Here is a 21,282-nt window from a genome sequence, read left to right as displayed (position 1 = left end):
CTGGTAGTCTTTGTACGTTTATTTTGTGTTAAAAGTGACTTTAAATTTAGGCGGAGTTCCGTTCAGCATTAATGATACCGAATGAGCAGCGCACTACCAGCTTCTCATATACCTGTTTTGCCTGCTGCTGCGGGTCCTGCTCTTCCAAGGTGCGGATGCGGGCCAGGGCGTACTGCTGTATCGTGATCAGGGGCAGCTCGATGCGCTGCCGCAGCTGAATCGAGAGTTCGTCCATTGGTTTGTCGGCCATCAGCGTGTCGGCTCCCGCCAGCATGAGCACATACTTTTTAGTTCGCTCAAATTCATCGTAGATCTGCTTCCAAAGTTCTCCATAGGTGGGATGTTCCGCCAGGTAGGCCGTGACCGGGAAAAAGCATTTCTTCATGGCCATCTCGCAGTTATCGAGCAGGGTCTTGAAGAAGAGCGAGTGCTTGTAAAGCTGCTGCAGCTTCGGCCAGTCGCCTTTGGCATGCAGCGCCTCTAGTGCTTTGCCCACGCCATAGTAACCCGGCAGGTTCTGCTTCAGTTGACTCCAGGCACCCACATAAGGCACGGCCCGCAGGTCATCCAGGTTCAGCTTGCCGGCTTTGCGCTTGGAAGGACGACTGCCTATGTTTGCCTCCCCATAGTAGCGCAGCGGGCTCACATACGTCAGGTACTCCAGGAAAACCGGGTTGTTCTTCAACTCGGCATAGGCTGCAAAGCTTACCTCTGCCAACTCCTGCAACAGCTGATCATCTTCCTGGCTCAGGGTGGGTTTCCTGCGGTCGAAGAGACTGTTACTGATGCCGGCGTGAAGGAGCTGCTCCAGGTTGAAACGGGCCGCATCCACGGAGCCGAAGTTGGAGCTCACCGTCTGTCCCTGTATGGTCAGCTGGATCTCTTTGTTGGCGATGTTGTTGCCCATGGAAGCATAGAACTGCTGCGTCTTGCCGCCTCCACGTGCCGGCGGACCTCCCCGCCCGTCGAAGAAAATCACTTCTATGCCATACTCCCGGCTTACCTGCGTCAGTGCTTCCTTAGCTTTGTAGATGCTCCAGTTGGCCATCAGGTAGCCACCGTCTTTGGTGCCGTCCGAAAAGCCGAGCATAATGGTCTGGGTGTTGCTCCGCCGCTGCAGGTGCTCCCGGTACACCGGGTGCTCGTAGAGCTGCCGCATCACAGCAGCCGCCTGCCGCAGGTCCGTGATCGTCTCGAAAAGCGGTACAATGTCCACGGTTAGTGCTTCGGGCTGCCAGCCATGCAGGCGGAATAAGGTATAGACCTCCAGCACATTGAGGGCGCTGGTGCAGTGGCTGATGATGTAGCGATGGCATCCCTCCTCCCCGTTGCGCTCCTGTATGGTTCGGATCGCGGCTACCGTCTGTAGGGTGTCATGAAGCAGCTCATCGTCCGCAAACAAATCGGTGTCTTTCAAGCTGCCTGCTATACCTGTCAGGGCATCTATTTTCTTCTCCTCCGGGAGCTGCGCATAGTCTTTTGGCAGCAGGTCGGTTTTTTGTGCCAATTCTTCATAAAGATGGGTGTGTACCGAGGAGTCCTGCCGGATGTCGAGTGTGGCGAAGAACAGGCCAAAAAGCTCCACTTTGGTAATCAGCGCCGCCACCTGTTTTAAAAACAAACTGTTGTGCTCCTGCAGCAGCAGCCTGCCAATCTCCCGCAACGATTCCAGTATCGTCTCTTGCTTCAGGTCCAGGGTATAGCCGGGCACAAACAGGTGATTGTAAAGTTTTGCCTCCAACTCCTTGAGCAGATCTTCCACGCCCCTGAAAGTCAGGCGGCGCCTGAGCCTGCGCACGTCGGCGTAGTAGGCCCGTATGGCCGCAACCCGCAACGCATCGGCCACCTGCAGGGTGGTGTCTGCTTTTACAAACGGATTGCCGTCGCGGTCTCCTCCCGGCCAGAAACCCATCCGGATCAGTTTAAAACTTGGCCGGATCACACCCGGAAACTGCGCGTCCAGGTACGAGATGATGTCACCGGCAGCGCGGTAAAACACATTTTCCAGAAACCAGATCAGGCTGATGGCCTCTTCGTAGGGTGTGGGTTTTTCTTTCTTGAAAAAAGGCGTCTTGCCCAGCTGCCGCAGGTATGAGTGCGCCTGCGACGTGTTGTCTGTTGCCAGGGCCTGTGACAGGTCATTAATAATGCCCAGTACGTTGCTCGGGTAGAACTGCGTGGGGTGCGCCGTGAGGACCATGCGCACGGCAAAGTCCTGCAGCTTACGGGCCAGCTGCTCCTGCGCCTGCTCGTGCAGCACCGCAATGCTGAGCTGGTTCAGGGTGCCGGCCCCGTGCATGTCGTGGGTGTCGCGGAAAGCGGCCTCTTCCAGGGCATCGAACAGCACCACCTGCCGCTCGGCATATTGCACAAAACGAAACAGCAGATCGTGCTGCTCCTGCTCGGTGCGGTAGTGGGTATACTGCGCAAAGAAGCTTTGGATGATCTCCTCCGGACTCTGCTGACGCTGGTAGCCGTCCTCACAGTGCAGTACCAGTAGCGAGAGCAGCACACCCGTTTTCTCCACCCGGTGGAAGGGCAGCGAAGAGAACAGGCTGTTATACATTTCATAGCGCGTACCCACCAGGGTGGAGAAGGCTTCCAGGTTGGTATCAGCTCGCAGGGTGTTGTGCGTGGTCATAGGCTCTGAAATTTTTTAGCTCTGCTGAAGATAGTGTATTTTTGAGTAATCAGACCTGATCGGGTACCATTTACTCTTTCACCTGATCATACGGTATATAGTTTTCCCACTCCCAGGGGGTATAGATATCGCCGATCGTGATCTCGAGCAATTCCTTGAAAATGCTCTCGGCATTGTCGCTGTTGCTGAGGATAAGAATACCGGTGCCCTGCTCCGGGAAAATGATCGAATAGTGCTGAAATCCGTCGCCATGCCCCTCCTTGAAAGCACCCCGGCCATAAGGCGAAGTCAGCAGCCCCCAGCCCAGTCCGTAGCTCAGTTCAATGTCATCGTTGACGGTGGTCTCACGCTGGCTGAGCGGACCGAACTGCGCCTCAGATCGGATACGGATCTGAGGACTGAACATCTCACGGGTAGTAGCTGGCTGCAGCAACTTGTTTTGCAGCACCGCTCTCAGAAACAAGGTATAGTCGTCGAGGGTGGTTTCGAGGGTGCTGGCCGAACGGGCTTCGTTGTCTTTATCTTTTTCGTAAAGGCTGCCGTCTGTTTTGTGGCCCAGCACATAATCCTGCTCAAAAGCCGGTTGCCAGGTATAGGAAGAGTTTTTCATGCCCAAGGGCCGGAAGATCTTTTCCTGCATCATCGTTTCGAGGGATTTGCCGGTCATCTTTTCGAGCACCACCTGCAGGTATACCAGCCCTTCGCCGGAGTAGCTGTACCTGGTGCCGGGCTCAAACTTTACCCGCAGCATTTTATCTTCTTCAAACCAGCGCCAGTTCGGGAATCCAGACGTATGTGCCAGGCACATGCGGGCCGTGATGCGCTGGTAGAGCGTATCCTCTTTCAGGTCGCTGAAGTTGTCGTGCCACTTGGTTTGTGGTGTATAGGTATAGATGGGTTTGGGCAGATACTCCTGCAGCGGCTTGTCCAGATCGAGCGTTCCCTCCTCTACCAGCTTCATCACCAGAACTGCAAACACCGCTTTGCTCAGGGAAGCCCCATAAAAGTTGGTGCTGGCACGGATGGGCGCTTTGGTGTCAAGCCGTTTGTAGCCAAAGGTCTTTTGATAAACAGGCTGCCGCTTGTTAAAGATCGTCACCGCCAGCCCATGCACGTCGGCTGCCTGCATCAACTGCTGTATCTGTTGGTCCATGGCTTTTGCAGAGGTCTTGCTGCCGTCGAGCCGTGTGATGGTCTGGGCCTGCGACGAAAAGTTGAGTATGGCCAGGAAGATAATAATGGAGTAGACTTTTATCATAGTAGATATAGCGTAGTTGCAGAATACTTAAATTACGCCAAAAAGCTTTGAATGACAACAGTTTAGCTTTGCCTTTATAAACAGAGAACGTAGAAAGGCATTATCTACAAGCCAACCCACGGCAAGTCCTAAGCTCATTCTTTTGCCGAAAATCCACCTCCTTTTGACCTATTTACTCCCGCTCTAGCTTGTGGCGTTCGATTGCCTATTTTTAAATAAAAGTTAACAAAGAAGTAATACGCTCAAACGAATTTATATGTAATTTCATACGAGCGCTTACTTGTACACATCAGAACATAATCATCTTTAAATAAACGCATTACTATGGAAAACACAGCAAAAACAAGCCCCATCACAATCGGTACCAGCATACAGGCGCCGGTTGAAAAAGTATGGCAGTTCTGGACCGAGCCCCAACACATCACCAAGTGGAATAATGCCTCCGATGACTGGCATACCCCACAGGCAGAAAACGACCTCCAGGTAGGTGGCAAGTTCAACTCCCGCATGGAAGCCAAAGACGGCAGCATGGGCTTCGACTTCAACGGCACTTACACCGATGTGCAGGAGCACAAGCGCATTGCCTATACCCTGGAGGATGGCCGCAAAGTAGAGATCAGATTTGAGTCCGAAGGCGATGAAACCCGTGTCACAGAATCTTTTGAAGCAGACTCCAGCCACTCGGCAGAAATGCAGCAGGCGGGCTGGCAGGCCATTCTGGACAACTTCAAAAAGTACGTGGAGGAATCTTCAAAACCCGTTACCCTGCACTACGACATCAGCATTGAAGCTCCCGCCGACAAGGTATACCGCACCATGCTCGACCCGGAACAGTACAAAGCCTGGACCGCTGTGTTTCACCCGACTTCACACTACAAAGGTTCCTGGGAAAAAGGCGCCAAAATCCAGTTTTTGGGAATAGAGGAAGACGGCAAAGTGGGCGGCATGGTGAGCCGGATAAAAGAGAATGTTCCGAACCAGTTTATCAGCATCGAGCACCTGGGCCTGGTGCAGGACGGCAACGAAATCACGAGCGGTCCGGAAGTAGCTGGCTGGGCCGGCGCCCTGGAGAACTATACCTTTACCGAAGCGCAGGGAAAAACACAGCTGAGCGTTGATGTGGATTCGAATCAGGAGTTCGAATCCTTCTTTTCAGAGACCTGGCCTAAGGCACTACAGAAAATAAAGGAAATGTGCGAAACCGGATCCTAGAATCAAAAGAGCCGCTTTTTCTTTTCAGGAAGGCGGCTCTTTTTAATTTGAGACTGAAGTTATTGCTAGTAGGTATACTCCTCTACGGCGGGAGGCAACTCCGGATAATCCTGTATCTGGGTAGAGCGTTTCACTGGCATACCTGAGGCATGATAGGTGTAGGTATACAGTGTCTTATTAATACCAGGGTCTCTGAAACCCGGATTGTTTCTGTACAGCTTTACGTTTGGCAAGTAAAAGAACATGTTCGCATAAGGTTCAGGATTAATCTTATTGTCATAGTTGCCAAACTTCACAACCCCCGGACCACGCATATCATCCGGGCTATTACTCGGCGACCAGGTAATCACGATATCCGTTAGATTGCTGTTCGCATCATATACATAGTCTTTTATGCTCAGGTGTTCTGTTTCATTTGACAGGTAAGTCAAAGTCGTTTCTTTTACAAGCTTATCGCCGCTGTACTCAAACAGGAAGCGAAAAAGAACCTTGTTGTCCGGGGTGTACTGCACTGCCTCCACTACCTTTTCACCTGCATAGGTATACAACAGATGATTACCATTCCTGTAGTTCAGTCGAACAGGTTTATCATTTTCATAAGCTACGGTATAGCCTATGTCCCCTTGGTTTGTGAAGCTTAACTCGATCAACCTGTTTTGTGCATCATACTTATAGCGCTGTGTCTCAAATTGCTGCAGCAGGCTATTCGCCGTGACAGGTGGTGTAGTCGTAGGCGGCGTGGTGGTCGGGGTACCTGTCGAAGGTTTGGTTGGTGCGGCAGGCAGGACTTCCTCTTTATCGCAGGAAGTGAGCGTTAGCAGGGAAAATCCAAATCCGGCCAACAGCAAGAGTAAACGGGGTTTTACGCTAGAACTTTTCATAGTTTTATTAGTGGTATATTTAAAATACCGATATCAAGATATATGCCAAAAATTAGCAAAGGCTAATATTTCGGGCTAAAGGCAGAAAAGTGCTGGTAAAAGATGGGGTTAGCGTATGGGAAGTGAAGTAGAGTGTTCACGAGTGGACAGGAGCTGTCCACTCGTGGCAAAAGGCAACAGTTGACTTTTACAGATCCACGAAAATTGAAACGATCCGCTCCACCCAGCCAACCATCAGGCTGGTGGTAACACCATCGAGCAGGGACTGGCCCATATGATGGGTAACTGCCCGCTGCATGTCCCGCTCTTCTTCCACTTCTCCCTTTCTGAATTTACCCAGCGTGGAGGGGTTGTTGGTCTTCACGATCAGCGTATTGATGAGCCGGTTGCCGACCCGTAGCAGCAGGCCGGGGTTCTCCGGATCGTCTTTGCTCAGGAGCTGTATCTTCAGGTTGGAATACGGAAAATGCATTTGCCCTGTGGATGCCGTTGCCGTCGACTCAATCGAAAAAGTGGCCTTGCCGATCTGCCCGCTGCTGATCCGGAGAAACATCATGTTCTCAAACAAAGGGTTCAGCGCCGTAAAATCCATCGGGTCCAGGGTGCCCTCGTAGGTATAGCGGTCATCCGGATGATTCATCTCAAATTTATAGCGCCCCTGCAGGGTGCTTGCCCCCATCAATTGGGCCGACACGTCTGCTGTAATGATGTTGTTATGGCTAATGAATGTCGAGTCGTTCGTGACGTTGAACAGCTCTAAATGGACATCTTCCAACCGGAACACACCCGGTTTGTCTGCATTGATGGCGATCACCGGATGTACGAGGTCTTTCCTGTCTACGATGACCGTGTCGAGCCGGATGTAGAGCTCCGCATCGCGCAGCATTTGTTGCAGGGTCGGTGGCTTTTGGTCCGGATCGAGGCCGATGCTGTTGTCGCGATAGACCTCCACATCCGGGTTGCGGATGAGCATTTTGTGCGCGATCAGATCCTGGCTGTTGAACAGGGCACGCAAACTGACGTTCACCAACTCAATTTCAGGTACGGCCAGGTCCACGCGGTCGCGGGCATATTCAAACAGGTCGGCATATTCTTCTTTGCTGAAAAGAGGCCGCAACCGAAGGCTGTCAACCAGCAGAGAATGATGCTGCATTGAAGCCGTGATTTCATTGATCTCCAGCGCATACAGGCTGTCGGGCATGTAGTAGGAATAGCCTTTTATCAGCACCTCAATATCGTCGACATCAAAGATATCCAGTGGGTCGTTTTCCTCCAGCGACACAAGCCGAAGCTGATCGATGCCCAGCGCCACATGGGCCATGGTATGGCTGCTTCGGATGGTATCGTCCCGTAATATTCCAAAGTCAAATTCTCCGTCTGTCACATCTATCCGCCCTATCCGCAAAGTAGAGACCAGTTCTTCAACCTGCTCAGCAGCGCCGTTGTCGGAGGCAGTATCCTGCTCGGCCAGGGCAAAGCTCCCTCCAGTGGGCACATCCTGGTTCTGCAGTATGTTCACCTCAGGGCCGGCAAGCAGCAGCCTATCCATGTGGTACTGACCCGTGGCATAGGCATGAATCAGGTTAAAGCCTGAAATGCGCGATCTTCGGGCGGAAATGTTGATCAGGTTGTGGCTGGCCAGATCCGGCTCGGAGACTTTCAGGCGCTCGTTCACCTCCCTGTCGGCATTCACCTGCAGGGTACGGGCTACCAGCTCCTGCTGCCTGCTGGAGTAGTGCAGACTGTCCAGGTAGAAGGTATACAGGCTGTCAGTGGAGCGGTAGGTATAGTCTGTTGCCAGCAGGGTCAGTTCTTCCATCGGCAGTGTGTCATTCAGGTTGGCAAAACTTTCCGGGGTGAGCTGAAAACCGGATATGGTGGTAGTGGCATGCTCCAACTGATGGGTGCGCATTACCCGCCGGAGTTTTTCGCTGAAGGTAAAGGAGCCGTCCTCCAGCCGGATGGTGTTCACCGAAATCAGATCGAGCCTCTCAAAAAGCGCCTTTCCCGCGTCCTGCTGCCCTGAACTGGAAGACTCTGCCACCTGCCGGTCGAGCAGCATGGCCACTTCCGGTTGCCGGAGCACAAGCTGGTCTGCCTCCAGCCGCCTGGTGTTCACCGCTCTGATCAGGTCCAGTCCGGTGATCTGCAAGGCATGTGCCGACAGGTCCATCAGCTTGCGGCTGGCATTATTGTATCGCTTCTGCCGGTCATTGGCCTGCAGGTTCGAGTTTACGTCAATGGACCGGGCCGTGAACTCCTGCTGCCGGGTAGAATAGCGAAGTCCGCCCAGGGTGAAGGTATAGGTATTGTCGGGCATTCGGTAGCGGTAGTTCCGGGCCGACACCACCAGGTCCTGCAGAGGGATGGTAGTATCGGAGCTGAAAACAAAGGCAGAATCGAGTTCCAGGCCAGTGGCCAAAAGTGAAGCATGTTCCAGATACTGCAGGCGCTGTATGTTTCTATTCTTGCTGTGCTGTGTAAGGGCGGCATCGCGTATGCGGATCTCCCCTACCTGCAGGCTGCTCACCACATCCGACACCTGCCCGTACAGCTCCTGCAGATCAGGCCCTTCGTCTGACTTCGGCACACGCTGGTCGGTGCGCACATCGATCAGTGGCTGTTCAACTTTTATACTGCCAATCGTTAGGCGTGAGGTTTGGATCGCCTCCAGTAAGTCCATTTCCTCAAAACGCAGCTGCGGCAGCCGGACGTCGAATAGCGTGTGCTTTGCCAGGTCCTTACTTTTCAACCTGTCGTTTTTGTTCCAGTCGCCGGCCAGGTGCAGGGCCTTTGCCTCGAGCAGCTTGTCGCGGGTGGACAGCTGCATGCCGCCTGCCTGCAAGGTATAGGGACTCTGTACAGGGTTGTAGGTATAACGGCCCGTCGTGATACTGACCGCATCTGCAAAGGCTTTTTCATTGGGGGCAAATAGCGAAACCGAGTCGAGCTGCAGGTCTTCCAGGTGCAGGTTAGCCTCGGTCAGGCGATGAATGGACTGCGCCGTATCTGCTCCCAGGTGATAAGAAAAACTGCCATTTCTCAGGCGAAGCTCTTTTATTCCCAGCGCCCGCAGGTAAGGCGACAGCTGCGCATACTGCTCTTCCAGACTGGGGCTTTCCGGGTCTTCAGGCACGTTGGAGTTTTCGTGTATTTGCAGACTCCCGCTCTCTAAAAGCAGCTGGTCGAGCTGTAGGTCTTTTGTTTCCCAGGCTGTAGCCACATCCAGTCCATTTATTTCGAGCAGTGGCGAACTGAACTGGTACAGGCTGCGATTGGCCTGTTCTTGGGGGAGTGCGGCATTGGCCTGCAGGTTTGGCTGCACGGCAATGTGCTGCGCTTTCAGTTCCTGTTGTCCCGAAGCGTAGGTAAACTGCCCAACACGGATGGTGTACACGCTGTCGGGTGCCTGGTAGGTATAGCGCCGGATGTCGAGGTCAAGGGCATCTGCCTGCACCATACGGCTGATATCACCTTGCGCCTGCAGATCCAGTTGCAGCTCTTGCACCTGCAGCGACAGTTCCGGGATGTCATGCTGCGGCCTCCCCTGCCCCCCCAGCAGCTGGTAGCGGTAACTCCCCTCCTGCAGGTCTATTTCACGGATGCGCAACTCCTCCAGACCGCCGTTTCCTTGGGAGTCCTGCTGGCCCTTCTTCGTGACAGACGCATCGTGCAGGTGTGTGATCTCTGGTCGTTCTGCCGTGACCTTGCCCAACGCTAAGCGGTCGTTGAAGATGAGCGCACGGAGGTTGATACCCGTGATTTCCAGCTTCGGGCTTTTCACTTCGAACAAACTGGGACTGGCCTGCCCCTTCTCCTTTTGCTGTCGGTGCACAGCGGTATCAGGGGTCAGTTGCAGCCCATGCACGGTAAGGCCCCAGTTGCGCAGACTCAGATCCAATTCGTCCAGCTCGAGTTGATAAAGCCCCTGTGTTTGCTCAGCTACCTGCTTTTTGAGAAATCGCTCCACCAGGGGTTCGGCAAAAAGGAAGAGGACAAAGAGCGCCAGCAGCAGCAAACCCGCGAAACTCACAAGCACGATAGCTGTAATTCTCAAGGCTTTCCGGCCCTTGCCGGGCGTAGCTGGTTCTGACATAAATCGTTTCTATTCGGGGAAAAGGTGAAAGGCATAACCGGATGCCAGTGCCTTGTTTTACGGGAGGAAGGACTTTGGGATATTTTTGAAGGGGGAGCCATAGTAATTAGAGAATAGCTCTATCATTTTTTGAACTTACTCTTAAGAATGGGTTATCGCTAGACCTGTGCTAAACATAGATCCGCTACTCGTTACCATCACAAATCGGACAAGGACTTCTCGCCCAGTATAAAACTCAGGTCATTTACGAAAAGCTAATTCATTAGCTTTCTCAGAATAACACAGCAAGAGGAGGCCTGTGTATATAGCAAAAAGAGCCGCTCCTTCCACTCGGAAAGGCGGCTCTTTTACTTTCATAGCTTGACTGTATGTTACTCGTATTGATAGCTTTCGCTGATAGCCGGCACGTGCGGGTAGGCCTTCAGTTTGGAGAAGCGCTGCTTTGGCATACCGGACTCGTGGTAGCTGTAGGTATAGAGCTCTTCGTCCCGGAAGCCCGGGTTATTTTGGAACAATTTCACGCCAGGCAAAAACATGGTGCTCTGAACATAAGGCAGCGGGTTCGGCTTGTCGTCGTAAGCTCCCCATGCGATAGTCACAGGTCTGCCCAGGTTTTCAGCTTTGCTGTCGGTCGACCAGGCCTGCACCAGCTCGGTCAGGTTGCCATTCCCGTCATACTTATAGTCGGTCACATGGAGCCTGCCTTCCGCTGAAGTCGCATAGCTGATGTTGACCTCCTTTACCAGCCTGTCGCCCTCGTAGGCATAGGTATAGTGGTAGATCGGCTGCTGATCGCGGGAATAAGTGATGGCTTCGATCACCTTGTCGCCCTCATAGGTATAGAGCAGGTAATGCTCCCCTCCCTTGAAGTTGAGTCGCACCGGCTTGTTTCCCTCCCAGATCACGGTATAGCCATGCCAATGCTGATCGGTATAGCTCAACTCTACCAACCTGTTTTGCGCATCGTAACGGAACACACGGGTACCAAGCTGCTTCAGCAAACTGTTGGTCGTCACGGGCGGCTGGCCCTGGTTGTTGGGCGGTGTGGTCGTAGGCGGCGTAGTGGTTGGTGTACCTGTCGAAGGTTTGCCTGTCGGCGCAGGTAAGATCGTCTCTTCTTCGCAGGAAGAGAACATGAAGGTGGACACAACCAGCCCAGCCAACAGCACTAAATGATTTGATTTCATGACGGTATTCTGTATAGTTTTATTTAGTCATAAGACAAGCGGCACCACCCGACCGTTGCCTGCCGTTAAAAAATATTATAATAATTTCGCAGATTATTTATTTGCTCCGGTACTGAATGGAAACCACTGAACGTGCATAAAAACAAAAGAGGGAATAGCGTCAGCTACCCCCTCTTCTTATTCCTTTTGGGACAATCCTAATACCTGACTAGCAGCAAGGCAGCTGCTACACATGGGCAGGTATAGGCTCAGGTTACTACCAGTCCAACCGAACAACTTACCGGTTAAAGCGCTTCTTTAGCTGAAGGGTCAGCCCCAGCGAATATGGCTTGAGCCCCAGTGGCTCCCGCTCTTTAAAAGTGGAACCCAGGAAGTAATTGATGGCCGGCATCAGCGTTACTTCATAGTTCTCCAACATTGTTGAATTGTAGCCAACCCCGAGCTGCAGATTATAGTTAGACTGCTCCAGAATGTTCTCTACAGACGGAAACTCCACTGTCTCGGTCCAAACACCGTTGCTGTAGCGTTGGGTTCTGCCTTTCACCAGCAAATTGGCGCCACCTCCCACCGTTATGTTCAGCCTGCTTTTTCCACGCTCCATAAAGTAATACGTAGTGCCCAACCGAAGCCCGGCATAGGCATAGGAACTGATTAGCTGGCGCTCTTCTGTTTTGAGTGTTGACTCCACTACGATCTGCCCGCTGCCTGACTCTCTTACATTCGTATTTTCCAGTTCACCTGTGGTCAAGGTATAGGCAACGTTTTCCTTCAGCTGCATCCAGCTCAGACCTGCTTCGCCAAAAAGCCTGGGCGTTAATACCCGGCTATAATTTGCGCCAAACTCAAAGCCCATCCGCTCCGGGTCCAGCTGATTGGCACTGCTCACCTTTGTAATAAGCACATCATCCGTAGCATTGGGTAAAAATTTCCGGAAAGCATAGCGTGGGGCAAAGTATACACCTGCCGTCCATTCGTTTCTGCTGGCTTGTTGCTTTTCCTGCGGAGCAGGCTTCGCTGGTTTTGGTTGCTCGTCCAGTTTTTTTTCAGGTATAGCTGCTTTTTCAGGCTTTTCCTCTTCTGCATTAACCTCTGCTCCTTCTTTTTCAGAAGTAGCCGCTTCTCCTGCCAGCACCTTGGCTATACCTGTGGCAGTCTCATGATCCACCCTTTTTCGCTTCGCTGCTACCGGAAGCTGAAGCGCAACAGGAGCTAAGCGCTTTTTGGCCAGGTAACGGTGATTTCTTTCTGCGCTATCAGCCCAAGTGGTGATATGTGGTGTATTGGAAGATAGGAAAGGTATAGCTTCTGCCTCAGGACGATGCGCTATACCTGACGGTGCAGGCAGTGTGGCTTTCGCTACAGAAACGCTGGCAGGCAGACGTGTGCTGTTTTGTTGACCTGGCTGCTCTGTTGGTAGCTTTGCTTCTGCTTTATTTTGATTCTGCTGCTCTCCAGGTTGACTATCAGGCACAGGTATCATGGCAGCATCTTGCGTTTTTGTGGTGGCATGGGCGCTTTGCTCAACCTGGCTGCCGGATGGCTCAGTTTGTTTTAGCTGATGCGTACCTATACCTACCAGCAGCAGTAGCGGTAACAACCACTTCAGCCACGACCAGTCCTGCTTTGGTTTTACTTCGGCTTGTATACTCTTCCAGCTTCCTACAGGAGGCTCCTCTTCGAGCTCCAGCATTTTGCGCCTTATCTCTTCAAGTTCTTTTTCTGTTAGCATGCCTCTGAGATTTTCTGTTTCAAAAGGATCTTTTTAAGCGAGCTTTTCGCCTTTGCCAGCTGCGACTTCGACGTGCCCTCTGCGATGTTGAGCGCCTCGGCTATTTCGAGATGGTTGAAGCCCTCTATCACGTGGAGATTAAACACCAACCTGTACCCTTCCGGCAACTGGTTGATGAGCGCCAGTAATTCCTGCCCCGAAATCTGGCTGATGATGTCTTCGGAAGAAGGTGTGCTCTCTTCGATGGAGCTATAGTCCAGCTGCTCCAGGTACTTGCGGTTTTTGTGGTAATGGTTGATAGCCGTGTTCACGAAGATGCGCCTCACCCACCCTTCAAAAGAGCCGCCACTATACGAATCCATGTGCTTGAATACCTTCACGAAGGCCTCATGAAAGATATCTTCTGCCTCAAACCGGGAACTGGTATAGCGCATGCATACGGCCATCATCCGTCGGGAGTAAAGCTGGTACAGCTTCTCCTGCGACGATGCCTTGCCCTGCTTGCACCCAGCTATGATTTCCTCTTCTGACAGCACGTAAAATTTGCTTCAATACAATGGTACACTATTTATTATCAAGCACATTATCCTCTTAGAACCCAAGCGGCTCTATCTGGACTTTACTGTTATCTTCACATTCACCTCTTGGTAATCATCAGCATGAATGCCAACGTCGCCTCGCGGATACACCCGATAGGTATAGATGTCTTCTCCTACAAAATTCTTATTCGGGCGGTAGATGAGGACGTCATTCTTCACGCCTTCCCAATAATTCATCACCTGCATGGTACCGTTGTTAGGACCCCAAAACTTGACAGTCCAGTTTTCGTTGGGGTAATAGCAAATAACATCATTCAGAAAAATCCGGATTTCTTTCGGGGTGTTTACTGTGGTCTCCAGTACATCTTCCACTAGTATTGTCTCGCAGTCATTGGGGTCGCTGAACTGCGGGGCCTCGACGACAAACCGTATGGTAGCGGTTTTACAAACGCCTCCACTGCAAACTTCATAAGTAGCACTGTCCAGCCCCACATACCCTGGCTTGGGCTTATAACCCATGATATCCGGATTGTCGTTGGCATAGTTAGGATAAAGCTCGCCGTGCACGGGCTGGTTGTAGGTTATCTTATCATAAACGACTACAGTATCATTCACGGCGCTATACACCCTGCTGTCTTTGGTGTTATAGACATACAGCAAATCGTCGTTGAGCTTGAAATTGGTAAAGGAAATGGGCGCCACGTCCTCGTATACCTGCTCACAACCCCAAAGCGACAACAGGCCAGCAACCAGCACCAGCGAAAAGGTTTTGCGGAGATTCATATCGTTTTTCATAGAGTCATTATTAGCTTCTGTGGGTAAGACAGGAGGTGTTTCAGAAGCGTTGCCCGACTATGAAAATAAAAGTATGAAATTAAGTTTTTGGTTGTTGGTGTGGGAGGGTGAAAACGAAATAGTTTGAATTTAGTGATGTTTCAAAAGCAAGCTTTATGATTGTCTGTTTACTATATGTATGCGAAAATTGACAACCTAAAGAATTCAGATAAATAAGGAAATCACTATATTGTCGGTATGAAAAAGAGAAGTTCTGCCAGTATACCTTCTACCCTTCCCGCATACCTGAAGAGATTTATTAAATTACGTCAGGGTGTAACCAGGTATGGCAAAGCACCTCATAAGCCAGTTCTACTACTCACGCTCATCGAACTATTTGAAAAAGCTGGACTGACTGATAACAAGGTCTACATATCACCGGAACTGGTAGCGCAGTTTAAAGAGACCTTTGCTCTGCTTGTGAGAACGGCTCATACTTCTGACTTTTCCTTACCTTTTTACCATTTAGCAGCAGAAGGTTTTTGGCATGTAAAAACAAAGCTAGGTCCCCCTCTACAGGTCCATATCAGAAGCATTCATACATTGAGTGAAGTGGTTGACTTCGGTTATTTTTCTGACGAGCTCTATCAACTTCTACTAGACTCAGAGTCCCGTAGTATTTTAAAAACCGCACTGCTTGACCATTATTTCCCAGATACAAAGGCTGAATTCGTTAAAACTAAACAAGGAGGCTACATCCAGAACCTGCAGAGCTACCTACTCAACGAAAGTCCGGCAAGCTATACCTTGGCTTTGAACGAAACAGACGAGGAAGAGCAATTTATCCGGAGTGGAATGTTCAAAAAACTTGTGCCGCAGGTATACAACCATACCTGTTGCATTTCTGGTATGCGGCTTGTGTCAAACCACGGATTTTCTATGATCGATGCTTGCCATATTGTGCCATTCAGTTTAAGTAAGGATGACAAAATCAACAATGGATTGGCTCTCTGCCCCAACCTTCACCGAGCCTTTGATCGTGGTCTGATTTCCGTAGATGAAAAGCTCAAAGTGCTAGTATCAGACGCAATAGCAGAAGACCTGACAAATGCCTATGCACTCTTACATCTAAGAGGCAAGCCGCTCACCCTGCCCTTTGGAGAGAAGCATTTCCCAAATGCCTACAACCTGGCCTGGCATCGGGAACATGTGTTTAAGAAGTAGCTAAAAGAGTCGCTTTCAACTTTAAACGCTGCCAGTACTCAAGAGCGGGTTCACCTTTAAGCAAACCGAAATTAACTGGTTACAAGTTATCACTTAATAGGCTTAGAGTAGCAATAAATGCCTGAGCGGAGAGTTTGCAAAAGAAATTTACATATCTTATTGTTTTAGTTGGCGTATGCTTTTCTCGATTGTTTCCTCCATTTTTTATTTTATCTAATTCTTGACAAGTTGGGGAGAGCATTTTGATTAACTATGGAAAATATTACAAGACAGGAATTAGAGGAATTGATTAGCCGATACAAGCACTACATTCATCTGAACGAAACGATTATTAAAACAAAATTAGATGTCATCAATAGCGATAACATCTATATCAATGTTGGTGGTAACCATGGCGATATTCTGGAACTAGTAGAATGCAGAGTTAAAATGCAGTCTTTTCACTCAGTCATAAAAGACTTGGAAGATATATTAAGCCGTATTAAATGAGTTTGTAAAATGACTTTTTTACCTATCGCACTTTGCTCCTGCACATAGCTTACTTCAGTTCTTTTTGACTAGATCGAGTAGGTAGCTTGTCATTTATTTAGACTCAGCAGCAAGGGTAATTGAAAAGAATGGTTCGCGAAGTATATGTTTTAACTCGATTTTATAGATTCTTCCGTCTGTATCGTTTCTCCATTCAGTATCTGATATCCTGACAAAATCCTCATTAAACCACCTAACAAATTCATTAACTCCATTTTCTTTTTCTGGAATTAGTGTCTGTTGAATTACAACACCATTAGGATTTAATACCAAAATCATTTGGTATTCGTTTTCAATTATCCACGATATTCGACTTGTGGTGTCTGTTACAATGTCTTCCGTAAACTTGATCTCTTTCTTCTTCAAAACAGTTTTTGCAAACTCTCTTGAGTCGCCGACGAAGAATTGAGAATAACCCAGTACCGATTGAGTGAGCAAGAAGAAAAGAAGTATATACTTCATGAAATTAACCCTTATTATTAATTGCGCAAGTATAATTTAGTAGCCGAGTAATATGCCATAATGGGCTCAGATTTAAATTGCGCTATGTATTTGCCTATACTATCCATTGTAAACTGATTTATTCATTCTCTTCAAACCATTTCACAATAGAGGGCATGTTTCTTTCAAATCCACCAGGGATAAAGAAATTCAGCAGGCCTATTCGCTTGTCTGTTTGGTTTTTAAAGCCGTGCACTGTCTTTGACGGAATTCTGATAAAAGCTCCTCTATCAGCGTCAATCCATTTGTCGCCAATGAATATTGAGGCTGTTCCTTCCAGTACATAAAATACTTTGTCATTATCTTCGTGTTGGTGCTGACCAGGACTATTAGAGTTAGGCTCTAATCACCATTCCGAAATACTGTATTTCTCATTCGTTTCATTTTCATCGGCTTTAAATATAGCTGTCATATTGCCACAGTTATAAACTCGTCCTTCTCCGCTTGGGAGAATCAGAGCATCCGTATGCTTGTCTTTATGTTTCATATATTTTCTTAATGCTGATAACACCTCCCATTCGCACTAGTCGTCATGCGCTTGCACCTCGCTCCTGCCTTGGTAGTACCGGAGCATTGCCTACTGCCTGACGAGGAACTACTATTGCTATCACGGGTACTTTGAAACGATGAGGGGGCAATTGCATTCCCAGCTGAACCTGCCGAAGGCTTGCACACACTACAGGCCACTAGCCCCTCGGCCTTAGCCTCTGCTACCGTAGTTTCGAAAGAGCTTTTGAGGTAACGGCAGGTCTGAACGTGGTACTTGGCACCCGTTCTTGTTTTGTAAACCGTCTGTGCCTGACACACTACTGTAAAGAGCAGGAATAGAACCAGTAACGCTTGTTTTATTAACATATCAGCCATTTGAATATTTTTATTTAAATATATACTATTTTTGAAATAAAGCAAAAGATCCCTATTATTACCTAGTAAACTTCCATAGCGGCATTGATAAGTGTATTGTGCTATGGATGTATTGTGTGAATTTAACTTACCTTATGAGAACAAAACTTTTATTCCTACTGACTTTCTCCCCTGTTTTACTAAGTAGCCTTAGCGGCTGCGATTCCGGCTACTCCAATAGTCATACTTCTTACGAAGAGGCTAAGCTTACACTGGAAGAACAGGAAAGAATGTACCCTTCCAATTTTTTATCAACAGACGGTACGCATCGTAAAAACCTGCTTGGGGAATGGGTTATGGAAGGGACTGTAAAAAGTACAGCCAGTGTTGCCACCTACAAGGATGTGGAGCTTGCGATCAGTTATTACAGCAAAACTGAGACACTTTTGGGCACTGAGCGGCAGACCGTTTATGACTATTTCAGACCGGGCGCCAAAGTAAAGTATAAGCTAAAGTCCTACGGTATTAAAGGCGCTAAAAAAATAGGTGTTGAGGTAATAAACGCATTGCCTGCAAACTGATTGACATCCTCCGAACACATTTAATCTAGCTTGGCATCGGGAACATGTATTTAAAGGCTAAACGAGTTAAAAAATTCTTCTTAATTTAGTCAGCCATATCACTACTTCATGCTCAAAGAAGGAATCTATGAACAGTTAATCACAGCTTCGCTGAAAGACAAGATCAATAGTATTCCTTCAGACAAGTTCTTCATAGCGCAAGCCCAGATTGATAAAGAGGAAGCTGCCAGTATTCTTTCTGACTATCTGATAAATCTGCTTCAATTAGCTTTAAGAGAGCTTAAGAAAGAGAACATTCAGCAACAGGTTAAATTCTGCAATGAGATCATTCAATTTGTGGATGAAAGGCTAAACCTAGAGGCTAGCGATAGTCTAATTTACTATGAAGGCCAAATTCTGACAGCTGTTTTGTCTAAGATTGGTAAAACGGACAAACAACTACAGGATGATCTGAACCGGAAAATTCCTCAAACTGGCTTATCCGTTAGCAGTCTATTTACAGGAAGTAACTCGGATATTTCAATTGATACGGAAATCGAACGCGACATAGTATCGGCGGACAAAATCTATTGGATCGTCTCCTTTATCAGATGGTCTGGCCTGCGAATTTTTGAACGTGCCCTGAGAGAATTTACAGCCCGTGAAGGTGCCGAGCTTCGGATTATCACAACTTCTTATATGGGTGCTACAGAGGCAAGAGCGTTGGATTTTTTATCAAAGCTTCCAAATACGCACATCAAGATCTCATACCAGACCAAGATCGAGCGACTGCACGCCAAAGCATACATCTTTGAAAGAAATACCAATTTCAATACTGCGTTTATTGGTTCATCCAACTTATCTAAATCGGCTTTAACAAAAGGCCTGGAGTGGAATTTGCGCGTAACCAGCCAGGAGAATCCTCACATCATAGAAAAGGCGAAAGCCACTTTCGATCATTACTGGAACAGCATCGATTTTGAGGATCTAACCATCGGTGGTATAGCTAAATTTAAAGAAGCCATACAGCAAGAAAAACAACGTGAAAATGTAGTTTCCCTAACGGACTATTTTAAAATTAACCCCTTCCCATTTCAGAAGGAAGTGCTGGAAAAACTGCAGGTAGAACGGGAGTTGTACAACAACTCCCGAAATCTTGTGGTAGCAGCCACAGGCACGGGTAAAACCATTATTTCCGCCTTCGATTACCAACGATTTTTCCTGTCGAAGAAGGGCAAAGCCAACCTGCTTTTTATAGCGCACCGAAAGGAGATTTTGGAGCAGGCTATTGCCTCTTTCAGAGCAGTGCTCGGATCAGGGTTCAATGATTTTGGACAGCTCTGGGTAGGGAACTACACCCCTCAGGATGGGGATTTAAAGCACCTCTTTGTTTCCATTCAAACTTTTAATTCACAGAAAGAGCTCTTTCAGGAAAGGTTCTCGAAAGATTATTATGATTATATAGTCATAGACGAAGCACACCACAGCCAAGCCGATACATACCGTAGCATCTTTGAGCTGTTCGAGCCAAAAATTCTGCTCGGACTTACAGCCACTCCGGAGCGAATGGACGGCAAAAGTCTGCTGCCAGATTTCAATAACAAAATATCGGCTGAGATAAGATTAGCAGATGCGCTTACCTTAAAACTGCTCAGCCCATTCCAGTACTTCTGTATCTCTGATGAAAAAAGTGTTAACCTGAAGAACGTTAAGTGGGAAGCCGGAAGGTATAATACTACTGATCTGACAGCGATACTATCTACCAGGCAAAGAGCGGCTTTGATTATAGAATCAGTAGAGCACTACTTGACAGATCCTTTCGAATCGAAAACGCTGGGGTTCTGTACCTCAAAGGCGCATGCCCAGTTCATGAGCGATGCCTTTAATGCGGCTGGCTACAAAGCTGTTTCTTTAGTTAGCGGCAATGGCAATGACACCGAACGAACGACCATCAGGCAACGGCTGATAAAGGGCGAAGTCAACTTTGTTTTCGTGGTCGACATATTCAACGAAGGAGTAGACATCCCTGAGATTGATACCGTCCTGTTCCTGCGCCCTACCGAGAGTTTAACAATATTTCTGCAGCAACTTGGCCGCGGACTTAGAATTTCTGAAGGCAAGGAATGCCTGACTGTACTCGATTTTGTAAGCCAGGCACATGTTAACTATAACTTCTCCGATAAGTTTAGAGCACTCGCTGGCAAGTCCAGATTTAGTATTCAGAAAGAAATTGAAAACAACTTCCCCCATCTCCCCGCTGGTTGTAACATCCGCATGGAGAAACAAGCGAAAGAGTATATACTCGAAAATATCAAGAATGCCGTTTTCAACCTCCGTAGACTCCGAAGAGAGGTAACTAATTTTCAACATATTGCTCATCAGCAACTGACGCTTACAAACTTCCTGCAGTTTCATCAATTAGATATCCGCACCATATACAGTACCAGTACCTGGTCTGAATTGAAGCAGGATGCAGGGCTTGTAATATATGAAGCTAAGGGCTTACATGCCCAGATAGCAAAGGGCCTGAAGCGAATAGTTCAAATCGACTCTCCCTCTTATCTTGCCTTCATCGCAAAACTTATGGCGCATGATTTTAATTATGCCTGCACGAATACATTAGATGAACAGTTTGCGCTGATGTTCTATTATGACATCTGGCAAAAAGGCATCAGGGAATATGGCTTTACAAGTATACAACAGGGACTGAAGGAACTAGCAAAGTATCCGGTGCTCAAGGAAGAACTGCACGAGATCATCTCACATTTGCAAAGCCGAATTGAGCATACTACTAAGGCGGTTGATTTAGAATTCCCCTTAGCGCTGGAAGTACATGCGCGCTATTCGAGAGATGAAATTTTGTGTGCCTTCGGTAAAACAACTCCCGAAAGACCATTTCCTTCTCAAGAAGGAGTTATCAATATTCCCAAACTAAATACAGAGTTACTACTCGTTACCTTAAACAAATCAGACAAAGACTTCTCTCCTAGCACACAGTATGAAGATTATGCAATTAGCGAAAAGATATTCCACTGGCAGTCTCAGAACAAAACAGCCCCTGAAAGCTCTATAGGTATATCCTACATCAAACACAGAGAAATCAATAAAAACTTGCTGCTTTTTGTGCGTGAAGAGAAGAAAGATAATCATGGATTTACAAGTCCATATTACTTCTTAGGCTCTGTAGATTATATCTCTCATAAAGGCTCAAAACCTATGAGTATAAATTGGGAGTTACAAGAACCAATGCCTGCCTTCTTATGGAAGGGCGTAGCTAAAATGGCTGTGGGGTAATTTTTCTAAACCAAA

14 protein-coding genes and 1 pseudogene are annotated in these 21,282 nt (G+C 48.4%); 5 read left to right on the top strand and 10 right to left on the bottom strand.

The features are described from left to right. Positions 1-46: 46 nt before the first annotated feature. Both I0P70_RS02610 and I0P70_RS02605 read right to left on the bottom strand, forming a co-directional pair. Entirely contained in the window at positions 47-2,641 is a 2,595-nt protein-coding gene (locus I0P70_RS02610; protein WP_196114648.1) for a phosphoenolpyruvate carboxylase, read from the bottom strand. 70 nt (positions 2,642-2,711) lie between these two features. Beyond that, positions 2,712-3,899 (bottom strand): serine hydrolase, encoded by a 1,188-nt coding sequence (locus I0P70_RS02605; RefSeq protein WP_196114647.1) that lies wholly within the window; start codon positions 3,897-3,899, stop codon positions 2,712-2,714. A 324-nt stretch (positions 3,900-4,223) separates the two neighbouring features. On the opposite strand from I0P70_RS02605, the gene I0P70_RS21560 reads away from it, so the two are divergent. Beyond that, positions 4,224-5,111, top strand: a complete 888-nt coding sequence (locus I0P70_RS21560) for an SRPBCC family protein (RefSeq protein WP_196114646.1) — start codon at positions 4,224-4,226, stop codon at positions 5,109-5,111. A gap of 65 nt (positions 5,112-5,176) precedes the next feature. Here the strand turns inward: I0P70_RS21560 and I0P70_RS02595 are convergent, their stop codons facing one another. The 6 genes from I0P70_RS02595 to I0P70_RS02570 all read right to left on the bottom strand — a co-directional run bounded on the left by I0P70_RS02595 (position 5,177) and on the right by I0P70_RS02570 (position 14,326). Then, positions 5,177-5,992: a hypothetical protein gene (locus I0P70_RS02595; protein ID WP_230391954.1), complete on the bottom strand. Its 816-nt coding sequence runs from the start codon at positions 5,990-5,992 to the stop codon at positions 5,177-5,179. A 187-nt stretch (positions 5,993-6,179) separates the two neighbouring features. Beyond that, on the bottom strand, positions 6,180-10,088 hold the full coding sequence (locus I0P70_RS02590) for a hypothetical protein (protein ID WP_196114645.1): 3,909 nt from the start codon (positions 10,086-10,088) through the stop codon (positions 6,180-6,182). A gap of 371 nt (positions 10,089-10,459) precedes the next feature. Then, the gene (locus I0P70_RS02585) at positions 10,460-11,275 is read right to left on the bottom strand and encodes a hypothetical protein (protein WP_230391953.1); all 816 of its coding nucleotides are present in this window, start codon (positions 11,273-11,275) and stop codon (positions 10,460-10,462) included. A gap of 277 nt (positions 11,276-11,552) precedes the next feature. Continuing rightward, complete coding sequence (locus I0P70_RS02580; protein ID WP_196114644.1) at positions 11,553-13,004, bottom strand: hypothetical protein; 1,452 nt, start codon at positions 13,002-13,004, stop codon at positions 11,553-11,555. Further along, positions 12,998-13,540: an RNA polymerase sigma factor gene (locus tag I0P70_RS02575; RefSeq protein ID WP_196114643.1), complete on the bottom strand. Its 543-nt coding sequence runs from the start codon at positions 13,538-13,540 to the stop codon at positions 12,998-13,000. The genes I0P70_RS02580 and I0P70_RS02575 overlap by 7 nt, the downstream gene beginning before the upstream one ends. A 72-nt stretch (positions 13,541-13,612) precedes the next feature. Next, positions 13,613-14,326: a hypothetical protein gene (locus I0P70_RS02570; RefSeq protein ID WP_196114642.1), complete on the bottom strand. Its 714-nt coding sequence runs from the start codon at positions 14,324-14,326 to the stop codon at positions 13,613-13,615. A gap of 249 nt (positions 14,327-14,575) precedes the next feature. Here I0P70_RS02570 and I0P70_RS02565 point away from each other — a divergent pair, with 249 nt between their 5' ends. Further along, positions 14,576-15,541 (top strand): HNH endonuclease, encoded by a 966-nt coding sequence (locus tag I0P70_RS02565; RefSeq protein WP_196114641.1) that lies wholly within the window; start codon positions 14,576-14,578, stop codon positions 15,539-15,541. A 252-nt stretch (positions 15,542-15,793) separates the two neighbouring features. Beyond that, a complete protein-coding gene (locus tag I0P70_RS02560; RefSeq protein ID WP_196114640.1) occupies positions 15,794-16,030 on the top strand; it encodes a hypothetical protein in 237 nt (78 codons plus the stop codon). 93 nt (positions 16,031-16,123) lie between these two features. On the opposite strand, the gene I0P70_RS02555 is transcribed toward I0P70_RS02560, so the two are convergent. Together I0P70_RS02555 and I0P70_RS21290 are read right to left on the bottom strand one after the other, a co-directional pair. Continuing rightward, on the bottom strand, positions 16,124-16,435 hold the full coding sequence (locus tag I0P70_RS02555; protein WP_196114639.1) for a hypothetical protein: 312 nt from the start codon (positions 16,433-16,435) through the stop codon (positions 16,124-16,126). Between the two features lie 214 nt (positions 16,436-16,649). After that, a pseudogene (locus tag I0P70_RS21290) lies at positions 16,650-16,904 on the bottom strand (cupin domain-containing protein); the annotation flags it as partial. A 664-nt stretch (positions 16,905-17,568) separates the two neighbouring features. Here I0P70_RS21290 and I0P70_RS02545 point away from each other — a divergent pair. Next, positions 17,569-17,994, top strand: a complete 426-nt coding sequence (locus I0P70_RS02545) for a hypothetical protein (protein WP_196114638.1) — start codon at positions 17,569-17,571, stop codon at positions 17,992-17,994. Between the two features lie 108 nt (positions 17,995-18,102). Then, entirely contained in the window at positions 18,103-21,267 is a 3,165-nt protein-coding gene (locus tag I0P70_RS02540) for a DEAD/DEAH box helicase (RefSeq protein WP_196114637.1), read from the top strand. Positions 21,268-21,282 lie beyond the last annotated feature (15 nt).

It is taken from the genome of Pontibacter sp. FD36 (assembly GCF_015686655.1).
Lineage (GTDB): Bacteria > Bacteroidota > Bacteroidia > Cytophagales > Hymenobacteraceae > Pontibacter.
The sequence above is the reverse complement of the archived record's forward strand: the minus strand, read 5'-3'. Positions and strand labels throughout refer to the sequence as shown.